This is a genomic window from Nonomuraea sp. NPDC047529, assembly GCF_040642995.1.
Classification (GTDB): Bacteria; Actinomycetota; Actinomycetes; order Streptosporangiales; family Streptosporangiaceae; genus Nonomuraea.
On record NZ_JBEYTJ010000022.1, the window covers coordinates 75,774 to 90,266 of the forward strand.

The 14,493-nt window shown below is 72.1% G+C and carries 8 protein-coding genes; 4 read left to right on the plus strand and 4 right to left on the minus strand.

Annotated elements, in window-relative coordinates; genetic code table 11:
- Window positions 1-255 precede the first annotated feature (255 nt).
- Together ABZ815_RS30270 and ABZ815_RS30275 are read left to right on the plus strand one after the other, a co-directional pair.
- The gene (locus ABZ815_RS30270) at window positions 256-819 is read left to right on the plus strand and encodes an RNA polymerase sigma factor (RefSeq protein WP_357703845.1); all 564 of its coding nucleotides are present in this window, start codon (window positions 256-258) and stop codon (window positions 817-819) included.
- Window positions 812-1,981: a hypothetical protein gene (locus tag ABZ815_RS30275; RefSeq protein WP_357703847.1), complete on the plus strand. Its 1,170-nt coding sequence runs from the start codon at window positions 812-814 to the stop codon at window positions 1,979-1,981. The genes ABZ815_RS30270 and ABZ815_RS30275 overlap by 8 nt, the downstream gene beginning before the upstream one ends.
- A gap of 635 nt (window positions 1,982-2,616) precedes the next feature.
- On the opposite strand, the gene ABZ815_RS30280 is transcribed toward ABZ815_RS30275, so the two are convergent.
- Window positions 2,617-3,372 (minus strand): class I SAM-dependent methyltransferase, encoded by a 756-nt coding sequence (locus ABZ815_RS30280; RefSeq protein WP_357703849.1) that lies wholly within the window; start codon window positions 3,370-3,372, stop codon window positions 2,617-2,619.
- Window positions 3,373-3,483: 111 nt separating this feature from the next.
- On the opposite strand from ABZ815_RS30280, the gene ABZ815_RS30285 reads away from it, so the two are divergent.
- On the plus strand, window positions 3,484-3,861 hold the full coding sequence (locus ABZ815_RS30285) for a hypothetical protein (RefSeq protein WP_357703851.1): 378 nt from the start codon (window positions 3,484-3,486) through the stop codon (window positions 3,859-3,861).
- On the opposite strand, the gene ABZ815_RS30290 is transcribed toward ABZ815_RS30285, so the two are convergent.
- Genes ABZ815_RS30290 through ABZ815_RS30300 form a run of 3 tightly spaced genes read right to left on the minus strand, consistent with a single transcriptional unit; the run spans window position 3,824 to window position 11,017 of the window.
- Window positions 3,824-7,894 carry a S8 family serine peptidase gene (locus ABZ815_RS30290; protein WP_357703853.1) on the minus strand — a complete coding sequence of 1,357 codons (4,071 nt, stop codon included), beginning with the start codon at window positions 7,892-7,894 and terminating at the stop codon, window positions 3,824-3,826. The two genes, ABZ815_RS30285 and ABZ815_RS30290, sit on opposite strands and share 38 nt — an antisense overlap.
- Window positions 7,895-7,927: 33 nt before the next feature.
- Complete coding sequence (locus ABZ815_RS30295) at window positions 7,928-8,059, minus strand: hypothetical protein (RefSeq protein ID WP_357703855.1); 132 nt, start codon at window positions 8,057-8,059, stop codon at window positions 7,928-7,930.
- 33 nt (window positions 8,060-8,092) lie between these two features.
- Window positions 8,093-11,017, minus strand: coding sequence for an AAA family ATPase (locus tag ABZ815_RS30300; RefSeq protein WP_357703857.1), 2,925 nt, complete (start codon window positions 11,015-11,017; stop codon window positions 8,093-8,095).
- Window positions 11,018-11,194: 177 nt separating this feature from the next.
- Between ABZ815_RS30300 and ABZ815_RS30305 the strand changes: the two genes are divergently transcribed.
- Window positions 11,195-14,422: a S8 family serine peptidase gene (locus tag ABZ815_RS30305; protein WP_357703858.1), complete on the plus strand. Its 3,228-nt coding sequence runs from the start codon at window positions 11,195-11,197 to the stop codon at window positions 14,420-14,422.
- Window positions 14,423-14,493: the final 71 nt, after the last annotated feature.

The following is a 14,493-nucleotide window of genomic DNA, read 5'->3' on the forward strand; positions in this document are numbered from 1 at the left end:
TTGCCCGGGTCGCATCTCGAAAGCATGGATTCGAGACCGGCAGAGCCCTGTCATCCAGGGTGACGCACGGCCGGCGACCGGTGGACAGTTGATTCCGATACGAGAGCATCGCGGGCGATCAGGCGGTGACTGAACGGATCTGGATAGCCTCGGGCGGACATGGGCGACAGGCTCAGCGACGGTCCGTGAAAGCAGCAAGGCACTTCGGGCAAGAAAGGGCGACCATCGTTCACTTGACCCAGCGGAGACGCCTGCATGGCCCTTCCACCTGACCTGGCCGATCCACCCGATCTACGGGTGGACTTCGAGCAGATCTTCAACGCGCACTTCACCGAGATCCACCGCTACATCGTCAGGCGGTTGTCCGACGACGTCGCTGACGACCTGGCCGCCGAGGTGTTCCTGACGGCCTATCGGGGTGGCTACGACGCCTCGCGCGGCGGGGTGCGTCCGTGGCTGTACGGCATCGCCACCCACCTCATCGCACGGCACCGCCGTACCGAGATCCGAAGATGGAAGGCGCTCAGCCGGACGGCTGGGCGCGCCGGGCACAGTCCCGAGCACAGTCCCGAGGACGCAGCCCTGGCCCGCGTGGCCGCAGGCCGGCTGACCGGCAAGCTGGCGGGGGCGCTGGCCGGACTCAACCGCGGGGACCGCGACGTCGTGCTGCTGAGCGTGCTGGGCGACCTTAGCCACGCCGAGGTCGCCGCCGCCCTGCGGATCCCGGCGGGGACGGTCGCCTCCCGGCTCAACCGCGCCCGCAAGCAGCTCCGCAAGGCACTCGGCGACGTCAACCCTTTGGAGGAGACCCATGGATGAGCTGAGCCTCCTGGCGAGAGCGCTGCCTGACGCTTCGCCGCCCTCGGCGGAGGTGGTCGATAAGGCCCGCCTACGGCTTGCCGCCGCCCAGCGCAAGCCGGTACGGCCGGGCAGAGCGCATCGGCGTGGCGTCGCCTGGGGATGGACCCTGGGAGCGGCCGCAACAACGATCGCCGTCGTCATGGCCGTCGTCACGCTGGTGTCGAACATGACCGTTGTTCCCGCACCGGTGCTCGCGCCCGCAGGCGGCAACGATGCCCTGCTCCGGCTGGCGGACCAGATCGCGAAACTGCCGGACGAGCGCGGCGACTATTGGCGGAGGCCGCTGCTCACCAATGAGCTGATCAGGGTCCGGGCGGGCGGCGAAACGTTCAACGTCCTGTCCTCGTCACGAATCGACCTCTGGCAACCGCGCGACCCCGGCGACCCCGTTCATGCGGAGCAGTGGCAGCTATTCGTCCGTCCCGCCACCGAGGCCGACGAGCGTGCATGGCGGGCGGCGGGTTCTCCGGTCACGGTCCAGCGCCCGGTGTGCACCGGCGTGGGCGACTGCGCGAAGGTCCGGCTGCGGTCCAAGCCCTCTCAATGCGTGTACACGCGCGCGGCCGAGCCGGGCGGCGTGCTCGGTGATGCACGGCTGGGTGAACTCACGCTGGCCGACCTCTCGGCACTGCCCGGCGACGCCAAACAACTCCGGGAGAAGCTACGAACCTACTGGAAGATCCGAAACGACAGTCGCCAGCCCAAGGTCAGCTTCGAAGAATTCCTCGCCACCTCCGCCGCCCTTCTGGAGCTCCCGGTCAAGCCCTCGGTCAGGGCAGCCGCCCTCCGTCTCCTCGCCGGCCTGTCGACGACCAAGGTGCGCGGCTCGATCACCGACCCTCTGGGACGTGCGGGCATCGAGGTCACCTTCATCAAGAGCGAGGGCTTCACCGCCGAGTTCGGTACCGATGACGAGGTGGCGCAGCGGTACACCACCATCCTCGACCCACACACCGGCACCGTCTTGGCGACAAACGTCGCGATCGCGGCCGAGAGCACGGAGGGGCTCGCCAAGGGGACGTTCATGCAGTATCAGGCATGGGCACCTGAGGCCGGCTGGACCAGCGAACGCCCCGAGCGGCCACGCGGCTGCCGCCTCAGCGACCGTCCGCTCCCGTGACGAGCCTCCCCGGGCACGCACGCTCACCACCTTCTCTTCTGTCAGCGCCTGCGGGCGGGCGGAATCGCGTCCGGCTTGTCAGCGCGCAAGCGCTTCTCCGGAGGCACGCGCGGACAAGAGGCTCAGCGCACGACCCGGTTCCGATGTATCAGGTCCCAGCCCCGTCACTACGGGTGACATGCGGCCAAATAATGTTGCAGATTCCCGGTCAAGCTGCGTTGCAGATCACATCAAGACGTCCTGCTCCCGAAGGCGTCCCCAGCGCTGGTGATGATCAGGTCTGTGGTGGCGTCGTTGGCGGCCGAGAGGGTGGGGGTGTCGCCGGGGTGCGCCTTGGCGGCGATCTTGCCAACGCGTGGCGGTCCAGGGCGGGGATCTTGGAGGTGGTGGCGGGACTCCTCGGAAAGGGGCGTGGCGCCCCGTTCTGTCTGTCGGGAAAGCCTGTCGTCAGTCTTCGCTGGAAATCAGCCGCCCAGAGCGATATTTCATCCCGTGGTGTCCGGTTTTATGAGGCGTCGGGAGCCGGTCGGGAAACCACCTGATCCCGACACGCTTCGAGTGCGACTTAGCGCTTCAGTCGGCAGGAATCGCCCACTGAAGCGCGAAGCCATGAACAAATGATCGTTACGGAGCTTCTAGCTGGCTTCGAGAACGAAGAACAGGAAGCACAGAAACCTCGTGCCGGTGATCTCGCGGAGCTCCTCGGGGAACAGTTCGCGGGCTTCCGGCACAAACGGTGGTTCGCTGATGACACTGATGCGAAAGCCCGCCGCGGTGAAGGCTTCGGTCATCGCGTGCAACGGCCGGTCCCAGAACTTCATTTGGACGGTCTGCCCACCTCTGGTCCATTCGTCGGTCCGGCTGCAGGTCTCGAAGTACTTGAACTTTTCTCCAGCCATGTGCTGCATGAGCGTAATGCCGAAGGGGTGATGGACCGAGACGAGGAGTCGGCCACCTGGCTTCAGCACGCGCCGCAGCTCGGCCAGCGTCGGTCCCCAGTCTTCCAGGTAGTGCAGCACCAGGGACGCGATGACGTCGTCGAACGCCTCGTCAGGGAAGGGCAATGGGTCGGCCAGGTCAGCGACCTGCAGATCCGCGTCGGCGCCCAGCCGCTGCCGGGCCTGCTCCAGCATCCCGGCGCTCGCGTCGACGCCGGTGACGGTGGCGCCTCGATCGCGCAGCGCGGAGAACAGGGGGCCTGAGCCGCAGCCGGCGTCGAGGATGCGCCTTCCGGTTACGTTCCCGGCAAGCTCCAGCATCGCGGGACGCTCGTAGTACGCATTTGTGAGGCTGGTCTCGTTCTCGGTCGTGTACCCCTCGGCCATCCTGTCGTAGTCGTTGAATCGGGGCGAAGATGCGGTCTCAACGTACTTCTCGGGCGTGGCAGACATCAGGCCATTGTGGCCCATCAGTCACGGACGACACTCCGTCGTCGTACGCAGGTGTGATGGGCAGGGGTCTCGGAGGGGAACCCCTGGTGGGAGGAGTGGCTGGGGATCCGGGTGGACGCGTACCTGCGCGCGAGCACGTGGCTGGGCGGCGTGGAGACCCGCTTCGACCGGCTCATCGACCAGTCCTGGAAAACCCGCGACGCAGGCGGCGGGTTCGCCGGGATCGCCGTGGACCCGCCCCGCGCGGACGTCGAGGTCGGCAAGCCGGTCTCCTTCAAGGTGACGTTCTTCGGCCTGCCCACCGCGCCGGTCACCTGGAAGGTCACCGTCGGGCCCGGCGCCGTCGACGCGGCCGGCAGGTACGTCGTCGTCCGGCGGCTCCGTCACGCCGACGAACTGACCGTGAGGCGCGCGGCCGGCCCGGAGCCGGCCGTGCGCCCCCGGGAGATCGTCAACGCAGGTCGAAAGCCCGGACGGTGGTCTGCTTGACGGTGTTGCCCGCCTCGTCCCACGCCTCGACCTTGAGGGTCACGGCGCCCTTGGTGGCGCCGAGTTCCGGATAGCGGGTCCGCGCGGTGTAAGTGCCGTCCTTGCCGCGCTGCACGGCGACCGGCGTGTACGTGGCGCCGTCGTCGGTGCTGGCCCACAACTTCAGGCCGGCGATGCCGGCCATCTTCGACGCGGACGGCGAGTGGTAGGCGGACACCGTGAAGGAGTGCGTACGCCCGGCGCGCACGCTGTTGGCGGCGTCCAGCGTGTCGCCCAGGTCGTAGCCGACGAACACGACCGGAGCCGGCCGGCAGGGCTGGGCCGTCCCGTACAGCGCTTCCAGCAAGCAGAACGAGCCGGGCAGGCGCTCGGTCCCGACCGGGACGGTGAAGGTCCACTCGGTGTCGTGCCGATCGTTCCTGGCGGTCACCCGGTAGCTGCCCGACTGCTTCGGCAGGGTGAAGACCGGCAGGATGGTCGAGCCGCCGGCCTCGGCGCGCGGGATCTCCCGGCCGTCCCTGTAGAGACGGACGTCGAAGCCCGGTTTGGTCAGGTCGTTGACCGGCCAGTAGCCGCCGCTGTACTGCCTGGTGCCCGGGGAGCCGTAGCTGGGCTCGAACTCCGCCCACAGCTTGTCGCCCTGGACGCACATCATGCACCGGAAGAACGCACCCAGATTGGCGCCCGGCCGGGCCAGCCCGTAAACCTTGGCCGAGCCGGTCGCGGCGCCGGGAGTGAGCGGCGTGGCCATCCAGGACCGCCGGACGCGTACCGGCTGGTCGAACACCTCCAGCGCCCACTGCGGGACGCGGAAGTCCGCCGGTGCGCCGCGCATCTCCTCCATGCCGTGCGACCAGAGGAGTCCGCCGTCAAGTGGCCCGACCCAGTCGCGGCGTTCCTGCCGGGTGAGCCTGGGGCCACCCCACCCGGCGAGGCTCGCCGACAGCGGCAGGACGTCGTCGGGCCTGGCCGCGTACCGCCAGTCGTCGTAGCGGTGCGGGGACACGACGTGGGCGTCCAGATCGACCCTGGCCAGGTCGCGCTCCTTGAACGTGTAGTGCAGTGAGCGCGAAACCCGGCCCTCCTCGTAGGGGGCGAAGGTGTAGGTGTAGGGCGACTCCTCGGTGCCGGTCACCCGTACGCTCACCTGCCTGCCGCGGGTGAGCCGGTCACGCAGGGCGAGCCCTTCCCGGGAGGGCAGGGACACCGTCGGCACGCCGATGGGTCTGGCCTCCCCGGTGAACGGGATCTGCGTGAAGCCCAGCGGGATCGCGCAGCCGGTCCCGGCCTTCGGGAAGTGCGCGACCGCCGCCGCGCCGGCGTCACGGATCGGGCCGATGCGCTCGATCTGGACGCCGCAGGCGTCGCCGAACACGCCGCTCGACATCGGCGCCTCCAGCAGGACGAGCTTGCCGCGCAGGTCACGGCCCGCGAGGTCCTCGGGCCTGCCCTCGCCGACGTCGGCGACCTCCAGGTCCCGCGTCCCGGTGAACGGCCGGAAGTCGGGGAATCCGTCACTCTGCTCGTGCACCCCGGACGTGTTGAAACCGTGCAGCGCGGGGACCGGATGCAGAGTGAGCTTGTCGCGCCCGCGCACGCTCATGGCGACCTCGGCCTGTCCGAGGGTGAAGCGGGTGTGGAAGCGGAAGGCGCCCTTGGTGACCTTCTCGGTGGGCAGCGCCCACAGCCGGGCGAACCCTCCATAGGGCGCGCGCGGCCAGGTGAACCCCATGTAGGAGCCTCCGTTGACCACGGTCCGCTGATACGCCAGGTTGGGGAAGTTGCTCAGCGGCTCGGCGGGCTCCGGGGTGTCGAACCGCACCTCGCTCAGCTTCCGGCCGTCGAGCGTGATCTCGGTGTCCCCCGTGACGTTGAGCTCCGGCACGGAGAGCATCGCCAGGTTGAACCGGTCGTCGTCGCCGACCCACTCGACGAACTGCGCCACGCTGATGACGCCCTGCGGGACACGGACGACCGTGGTGCCCTCGGCGGTCACGGAGACGCCGCCGATGACGCCCTTGTCGCCGGAGACGTCGATGGTGTCCTGGGCCCAGGGCGTCAGCGGCTTGCCGTCGCGGCCCAGGGTGTGGATGGTGAGCGTGGCCTTGGGCGCCTCGCGGACGACGCCCACGGGGGTGCGCAGCCGGACGCCGTCGGCGGTCGCGGTGACGGCGCCGGTGTAGTTGTCCAGGCCGGTCAGGGTCTTGGGGTCGACGGTGACGGCGGCGGTGGCGGTGCCTCCGGCGGGCACGGTGAGCGTCGTCCCGCCGAGGCGCAGCCCGCCCTCGACCGCGCCGCCCGCCGACCCGCGCAGGTCCGCGGTGAGCGTCAGCGTGACGGGCGCGCCGCCCAGGTTGGTGTAGGTCACCTCCCGGGTGGTGGGCTCGGCGCCGCTCTCGACGGCGCCGAAGTCGATCCCGCCGGTGGTGGCGAAGACCTGCTGCGTGTACGCCCTGGCCAGGTCGACCCGGCCGGCGCCCTGCTTGTACACGCTGAGCGCGTCGTCCTTGGCGGTCGACATGAGCGCGGCCTTGAGCTGCGGTCCCGTCCACCCGGGGTGGCGCTGCGCCATGATCGCGGCGGCTCCGGCGACGTGCGGGGTGGCCATCGAGGTGCCGTTCGCGGTGGTGTAGTGCTCGTCGAGCGGGCTGCCCAGGCTCGTGCCGACGGCGCGCGCCGCGGTGATGGCCACGCCGGGAGCGGCGATGTCCGGCTTCAGTCCGCCGCCGACACGCGGTCCCTGGCTGGAGAAGGGGGCCCACGCGTCGTTCTTGTCCACGGCGGCCACGGTGAGCGCGGCGCCGGCGGTGCCGGGGGTGGCGACGGTCCCGGCCCCTCCCCCGCCCTCGTTGCCCGCGGCGATCACGAACAGTGCCCCGGCCGACGCGCTGAGGGCGTCGACCGCCTGGCTCATCGGGTCGCTCCCGTCACTGGGACCTCCGCCCAGGCTCATGCTGATCACCTTGGCTCCGGAGGCGGCGGCCCACTCCATGCCCTCGATGATCTGGGAGTCCTGGCCCTGTCCCTCGTCGGACAGCACCTTGCCGACGACCAGCCGGGCGCCGGGCGCGACGCCCTTGTGCCTGCCGCCTCCGCCCGCGCCGGAACCGGCGATGGTGGAGGCGACGTGGGTGCCGTGGCCGTGGCCGTCCCGCACCTCCTCGCCGGGGATGAAGGACTTGCTGTCGGCGATCCGGTCGGCCAGGTCGGGGTGCGTGGCGTCGATCCCGGTGTCGAGGACCGCGACCTTCACGCCGGTGCCGTCATGGCCGCCGGCCCACGCCTGCGGCGCGCCGATCATCGGGACGCTCTCGGCGAGGTCGGCCTCGACCTTGCCGTCCAGCCACACCTTGGCGATCCCGCCGCGCAGCGCCGACCGCCCGGCGAGCCCGTTCCCGTCGGGTACGGCCCGCACCGCGGTCCAGAAGGCGCCCGCCTCGGCCTTGGTGACCTGGAGCGCCGAGGCGTTGAGGCTTTCCAGCGTGAGCACGGGCTCGCTGGCGGGGATGGCCTCGGCCGCCGAGGCGACGGCCCTGTCGGTGTACTGCCCGGGATACTGCACGATGACGGGCAACTGCTTGGTCTGGTCGTCGGTGTAGCCGTTCTCGGCCAGGTAGGTGACGTTGAACAGCTCCGGGTCCAGGCGGCCCGCGTTGATGGCGGGCACGGCGTCGCTCGGGGTGACGTACACCCCCTTCGGGGTGGCGAGCGTGGAGAGCTGGGCGGTGGTGCCATCGGGGCGCCCGCTCGACTCGGGCCGGACGGAGTACGTGCCGCCACCCGCGTCGCTGAGGCGCACCCGGTCGCCGGTGATCAGGGTGACCATGCGGTCGCCCCTGCCGAGCCCGGTCAGCGCGATCGGGCCGGTGACCTGGCCGGTCGCCGGGGCGGCGGGCCCGGGTTCCTGGGCGGCCAGGGCGGGGACGCCGGGGACGGCGAGCGTGCCGAGGACGAGGGCCGAGGCCGCGAGGAGCGCGCCGGCGCGGCGGGGCCTGAGGGAGGGGGGATCATGCGGTGATCTGCGTGGTGACATGCGGAACTGCCCTTTCGGCTGCTGGGGGGTGATTCAGACGGGCTCGAACCCTTCGGGGGCGTCCTCAAGGGGTTCGACGGCCGGCTTCTCCGGCGGGGCCGCCGGTCCTTCCGGCGCTGGGTCGGCGCCGGCCGGTTCGCCATCGGGGGAATCGGTTTCGGACATGCCACAAGCCTCGTTCGCGCCCCCCGGCGGGGACTATGGGTAGGCCACCCCATTCGCGGTGCCCGTACCGGGTGGGTCACTACGGGGGTCCCCGAGACGCGCGCCGAGCGCGGTACGGGAGCGCAGGCCGAGCTTGCGCAGCGCGGCGCCGAGGTGCTTCTCCACCGTCCTGGGCGAGACGAACAGCCGTCGGCCGATCTCCCGGTTGGTCAGCCCGGCGGCGGCCATTTCGGCTATCTCCCGCTCCCGAGGCGACAGGTCGTCGCCGTAGCCCTGCGGACCGCCGGGGTAGCGGCCCTTGACCGTCACGCCGTGCCTGCGGGCGAGCTGCGCGGCGCGGTCGAGGTCCCATCGGGCGGCCAGGTCGCGGAACGCCGCCATCGCCTCCACCAGCAGCTCCTCCGCCTCGGCGGCCCCGGCCGCGAACAGCCGTCCGGCCGCCAGCTCGCGGGCCTGGGCCGCCTCGTACGGCGCCCCCAGCAGGTCGTAGCCGGTCGCCGCCGCGCGGAACTCCGCCGCCGCCTCCGTGTCGTCCCCGATGAGATGGCCGCGCGCGTGCCCCAGCGCCGCCGGAGCCATCGGCGCGTCGAGGCCGCCGAGCTTCACCGACAGGCGTTCCACCAGCGCGACCGCTTCGTCCCGCCGTCCTGCCGCCGCCATCGCCTCGGCCAGTGCGGGCAGCGCGCGCACCGCCAGCGGCCAGAGGCCCTTGGTCTCCCACACCTCGACGGCCGCCTCGGTCGCCGCGAGTGCGGTCCCGGCCTCGCCGCTTGCCGTGGACAGCCGCAGGAACGCCGCCGCCGACAGCGTGAGCAGCTCGTAGGCGCCATGGGCCAGAGCGTTCCCGGTGACCTCGGGCAGCTCGCGCCTGGCGGTGTCGACCTCGCCGCGCGCCAGCGCCAGGCAGGCCGCGACGATCTCGGCGCCCAGGCGGTCGTACGGCCGCCCGCCGTACTCGTCGAGCAGCAGCGCGGTCTCCTCCTCCAGGCCGTCCCAGCGGCCACGGCAGCAGGCCAGCAGCAGGGCGATCAGCCGGCAGCGTGACAGCGGCTCGCGCGACGACTCCTCGCCCGCGGCGCCCCGCATCGCCGCGTCCAGCAGCTCGGCGGCGACCTCGTAGCCGCCCGCGAGGCAGGCGTTCTCCGCGATGGACCGGTAGGCGCCCACCTCCTGCCGATGCCGTGGGCGGCCGCCGGTCCTGCGGCGCACCTCCTCGGTCAGCGCCAGCCAGCGCGGGTCGCCGTACCCGCTGAAGGAGGTCGCGACCTTGCCGAGGACGAACACCTCCTCGACCGGGTCGCCGATGCGCGGCGCGGTCTCCAGGGCCCGTTCCAGCCACACGACGTGCTCGGCCAGCGGCACGCCCGGGTCCATCGGCCTGCCGAGCGTCGCCATCGCCCACGCTGCGAGGTCGGGCCGGTCGGCGAGGTCGCCGACGGCGGCGGCGATCGTGCGGCGCTGCACGTCCGGGTCCACCCCGAGCCTCTCCTGAAGGGTGCCGACGAGGAAGTTCAGCTCTCCGCGCAGCGGGCCCGGCTGCTCCGTCTCCAGCGCCTGCGACAGCAGGTCGATGATCTGCGGAGGGCGCAGCACCTGGGCGGCGGCCCAGCCCAGGCGGGCGGCCAGGCGGCCCCGGCGGTCCGGGGCGTGCGGCGCGTGGCGCAGCACGTCCTCCAGTATCCGCACCGCCTCGGCGTCGTCGCCGAGCCGGGAGGCCAGCTCGGCCGCCCGCTCGGCGGCCCCGACCCAGTCGGCCAGCCGCCCGGCCTGGCGCAGATGGTGGGCCTCCTGGCCGAGCGGCACCGGGCTCAGCATCCGTACGGCCGCCGCCGCCCGCGCGTGCAGCTCCTGCCGCCGTCCGAGCGGGATCGCGCCGTAGATCGCCTGCGCGGCCAGGACGTGCCGGAACGCCACCGCGCCCGCCTGCTCGGCCAGCAGCCCGGACACCAGCAGCTCGTCCACCCCGGCCACGGTCTCGGCCCTGGGCAGCCCGGACACCCGGGCCAGGTCCGCCGGACGCGCCGGCGCCTGTAACACCGCCGCCGCCTCCGCCACGGCACGCGCCGCCTCCGGCAGCCGCGCGACCCGCTCGCGCACCGAGTCCCGCACGCCCGGCGGCACGTCCAGCTCCGCCACCGCCTTGCGCGCCCACCGTCCGCTGCGCAGCCTGATCAGTGCGCCCCGCGCGCGCAGCAGCGCCATCAGCTCCTGCACGGCCAGCGGCAACCCCGACGACAGCTCGTGCAGATGCGCGCCGAAGTCGTCGGTGACGCCCGGCTCCCCGAGGATCGCCGCCGCCAGGTCGCCGGTCTGCGCGACGTCCAGCGCCTTCAGCAGGATGTGATCGTGGAACACCGCGTCGGCGGGCCGCCCGGTCACCTCCCTGACCTCCGTGCCGGCCTCCTCACCCCGGTAGGTGAGCACGACCGACAACCCCGGAGGCGGCGCCGCCAGCGCGTAGGCGAGGAACTCGACGGTCTGCTCGTCGGCCCAGTGCAGGTCCTCCACGACCAGCACCACCGGGCCGAGCGCCCGCAGCACGTCGGCGAGCCCGCGGAACAGCCGGTGCCGTTCGGCGGCGCGATCGTCCAGCGGCTCCAGCGCGGGCGGTAGCACCGGCGCCAGCTCGGGCAGCAGGCCGCGCAGCGCGCCCGCCACCGGCGACAGCTCGGCCCGCGCCAGTGGCTCCTCGGCCCCGCGCAGCGCCTCCACCAGCGGGCCCAGGGGGAACGGCTCCCGGATACGCCGGGCGCCCCCGCACAGCAGCAGCCGATCGGCCGTCCCGGGCCGCGCCGCCAGCTCCGCCAGCAGCCTGCTCTTGCCGATCCCGGCCTCGCCTTCGAGGACCACCACGGCGGGCGGCCGGCTCACCGCCGCGGCCAGGCGGCGAAGCTCCTCCTCGCGGCCGACCAGGACCGGGGAGATCACCCGTCCCTCGACCGTGTCGCCGTTGGCCATCGAGATCGCCTCCGCTCACCTGCCCCTTGCTGCGATCATTCATACAGCAACCGGCCCGGCGGACATCCTGGCGGGCCGCGCCTTCCGCACGAGGCCGCGGGGCAAGGCGTGAAAGGAATCTCCCGATCGGCTGAGAAGTACTGATCCACTTCTCGTCGATCAGGAGCATCCATGCGCATGAGAAAGAGAGCCGGTGCGGCTGGGGCGTTACTGCTCACCGCCGCTCTGCTCGCCCCCGGCCCGGCCGTCGCCGTGTCCCCACCTGCCGGAACGCAGCCACCCGCCCCGGCCCCACGGACCGTCACGCTGATCAGCGGTGACCGTGTCACAGTCACCGGGCAGCGCGGCGCGGTGATCGAGGCCGGTGAGGGGAGGAAGGGGGTCACCTTCATCACCGACGAGAGCGGCGGGCGGTTGCGTGTCGTGCCGAGTGACGCGATGCCGCTGCTGAACGCCGGGCGGCTGGACGCGCGGCTGTTCGATGTGACCACCCTGCTGGAGTACGGCTACGACGATCGGCGAAGGGATCTCCCACTCGTCGTCACCGGGGCCGCTCAGCCCCGGACGCCGGCCGGAGCCTCGAACGGAACGGCGCTGGCCGCGGTCGGCGGGTTCGCGGTGCGGGAGGAGCGGGCGCACGCCTCCCGTTTCTGGAAGGACCTCACCGGAGGGCAGGAGAAGGCCGGGGCAGCGGGGCTCCTGTGGGACGCCGGCGGGAAGGCCAAGGTATGGCTCGACGGGCTACGAGAGGTGTCGCTGGACACCAGCGTCCCGCAGATCGGGGCCCCCGCGGCCTGGGCGAAGGGCTTCACCGGGGAAGGGGTCAAGGTCGCGGTACTGGACACCGGGATCGACGCCACCCATCCTGACCTGGCGGGCAAGGTCAGCGGCCGGCAGGACTTCACGGATGAGCCCGACGAGCGTGACCTTGTCGGGCACGGCACTCACGTGGCCTCCACCATCGCCGGGAGCGGTGCGGCGTCCGGTGGGCGCTACCGTGGCGTCGCCGCGGGCGTCACGCTGCTGGACGGCAGGGTGTGCGCGTCGCGCTTCTGCACCGACTCGGCGATCCTGGCCGGCATGCAGTGGGCGGCGGAGCAGGGCGCCCGGGTGGTGAACATGAGCCTCGGCATGCCGGGCACACCCGAGCAGGACCCCCTGGAGCAGGCGGTCGAAGCCCTCAGCGACCAGTACGGCACCCTCTTCGTGATCGCCGCGGGCAACGATGGGCTGGAGCGCGGGGTCAGCACCCCGGCCACGGCGGACGCCGCACTGGCCGTCGGCGCGGTCGACAAGTCCGACAGGCTTGCCGCTTTCTCCAACACGGGGCCCAGGCCGGGCGACGGCGGGCTCAAACCGGATGTCACCGCTCCCGGGGTGGACATCACGGCCGCGCGCGGGAAGGACAGCCCCGGGACCGGCTCCTACGTCGCCAAATCCGGTACCTCGATGGCGACGCCGCACGTGACGGGAGCGGCCGCTCTGCTGGCGGGGCAGCACCCCGATTGGAGGGGCGACCGGCTGAAGGCCGCGCTGATGGCCTCGGCCGAGCCGCGACCGGAGATCGGCGTCTTCGCACAGGGAGCGGGCCGGGTGAACGCGGACCGTGCCACGGCGCAGACGGTGACGGTGCAGCCGCCCGGGCTGGGGTTCGGCGTGCAGGCGTGGCCGCACGACGACGACCGGCCGGTCGTCAAGAAACTGGCCTACCACAACGATTCCACGACACCGGTCACGCTCACCTTGCGGGCTAGGGGCAGTGCGGTCTTCACCGTGAGCCCGAGCACGCTCACCGTGCCTGCCGGCGGCCAGGCCGAGGCGACGGTCACCGCCGACACCCGCGCCGACGTGGCCGACGGGCTGGTGAGTGGTTACGTCCTGGCCACAGGGCCTGGCGGTGTGAGCGTGAGCACGCCGGTCGGCGTGGAGAAGGAGGTCGAAAGTTACGACCTGACGGTGCGCCACACCAGCCGGGCCGGAGCCGCCACCGGTGACTTCGAGATGTCGATCAGGCGGCTGGACGTCTTGCAGCCGCCGATCGTGGTGTTCGGCGGGCAGAGCAGCTTCACCACGCGCCTGCCGAAGGGCACATGGCAAGTGGACACCGTCGTCCTGGACGAGGCGGGCCTCACCCTGCTCGTCCAGCCCGAGCTGGTCCTGGACCGGGCGCGGACGGTCGAGGCCGACGCCCGGCTCGGCAGACCGCTCGCCGTGAAGCCGCCGAGCACCGACGCGATGCCGGCGTCGGCCCAGGTCGTCTATCAATGGCAGGCAGCCGGTGGCCCGTCGGCCAGGGGGTGGGTCGGCTACGGGTTCGACCGGCGTTTCACCGCCCAGCTCGGGCCCGCGCGCGACTACGACGGCCTGCTGACCGAGGTGGCCGGAGAATGGACGGCCGGCACGGACACCTACCGGGCGGCCTGGTTTCAGCCAGGGCGGATGGTGACCGGCTTCGAACGGTCGGTGGACCTGAAGAGCTTGGCGACCGTACGCATGGATTACGCCAGTCACCTGCCCGACGCGGAGGCCAGGGCGGCCGGCCGGGCCTGGCCGCGCAACGCCGCCATCCCCTCCTACGTGGTCCCGACCTCGTTCACCACTCCCTCGGTGCGGACGGTACACCTCAACACTGACGGAGGCGTCCGCTGGCAGAACCTGCTGTGGGAACACGGCCCCGACGGGCGGGTCAATCAGTTCGAGTCCGGGTTCACGCGCTACCAGGCGGGCCAGGTCACCACCGAGCGGTGGAACCGGGGTGTGTTCGGCCCTTCCCTGCCGTCCGGGGACCAGGTCGGTGACAGTGTCAGCCGCACCGGCGACGTCGTCTCGGCTGATCTGTGGATGTTCGGCGACGGGCGCGGTTCGCTCGGCTACTCCTCCAGGGCCGGCGAACACATCGCTCTCTACCGCGACGGCGTGCTCGTCGGCGAGGCGCCGTCCCTGATCGCGGGCTTCTCCGTGCCCGCCGGGCGGGCGGCGTACCGGCTGGTCGCCGAGGCGGAGCGGGGAGCTCCGGCGACGCTGTCCACGCGCGTTTCCGCGTCTTGGACGTTCCGGTCCGACACCACAGACGCCCTCACCCGGTTGCCCGTGTCCGTGGTGCGCTTCGCTCCCGAGCTCGACGCGCGGAACACCGCACCGGCCGGTCGTGCCTTCACCGTCCCGGTCAGCGTGCATGCGTTGCCCGGCAGCGCGGCGGGCCACGCACGGGACCTGTCCGTGGAGGTCTCCTACGATGACGGGACCACCTGGGCGAAGGCGCAGGTCCGGCACTCGGAGGTGGTGCTGCGCCACCCGGATGGTGACGGGTTCGTGTCGTTGCGAGCCAAGTCGATCGACGTGTCCGGCAACGTCGTCGAGCAGACCGTGATCCGCGCGTACCGGATCGCCTCGGCGACCAGCTGACGGCTCGCCTGGCCGGCTCCCTCATGTTCTGGACGGCGGCGTCCGAGCTCAGCCGGCCGCCGCCGTCCACG

Coding starts and splice junctions, on each gene's coding strand:
- ABZ815_RS30270 (WP_357703845.1), top strand. CDS start 256: ATGGCCCTTCCACCTGACCTGGCCGATCCACCCGATCTACGGGTGGAC.
- ABZ815_RS30275 (WP_357703847.1), top strand. CDS start 812: ATGGATGAGCTGAGCCTCCTGGCGAGAGCGCTGCCTGACGCTTCGCCG.
- ABZ815_RS30280 (WP_357703849.1), bottom strand. CDS start 3,372: ATGTCTGCCACGCCCGAGAAGTACGTTGAGACCGCATCTTCGCCCCGA.
- ABZ815_RS30290 (WP_357703853.1), bottom strand. CDS start 7,894: ATGTCACCACGCAGATCACCGCATGATCCCCCCTCCCTCAGGCCCCGC.
- ABZ815_RS30295 (WP_357703855.1), bottom strand. CDS start 8,059: ATGTCCGAAACCGATTCCCCCGATGGCGAACCGGCCGGCGCCGACCCA.
- ABZ815_RS30300 (WP_357703857.1), bottom strand. CDS start 11,017: ATGGCCAACGGCGACACGGTCGAGGGACGGGTGATCTCCCCGGTCCTG.
- ABZ815_RS30305 (WP_357703858.1), top strand. CDS start 11,195: ATGAGAAAGAGAGCCGGTGCGGCTGGGGCGTTACTGCTCACCGCCGCT.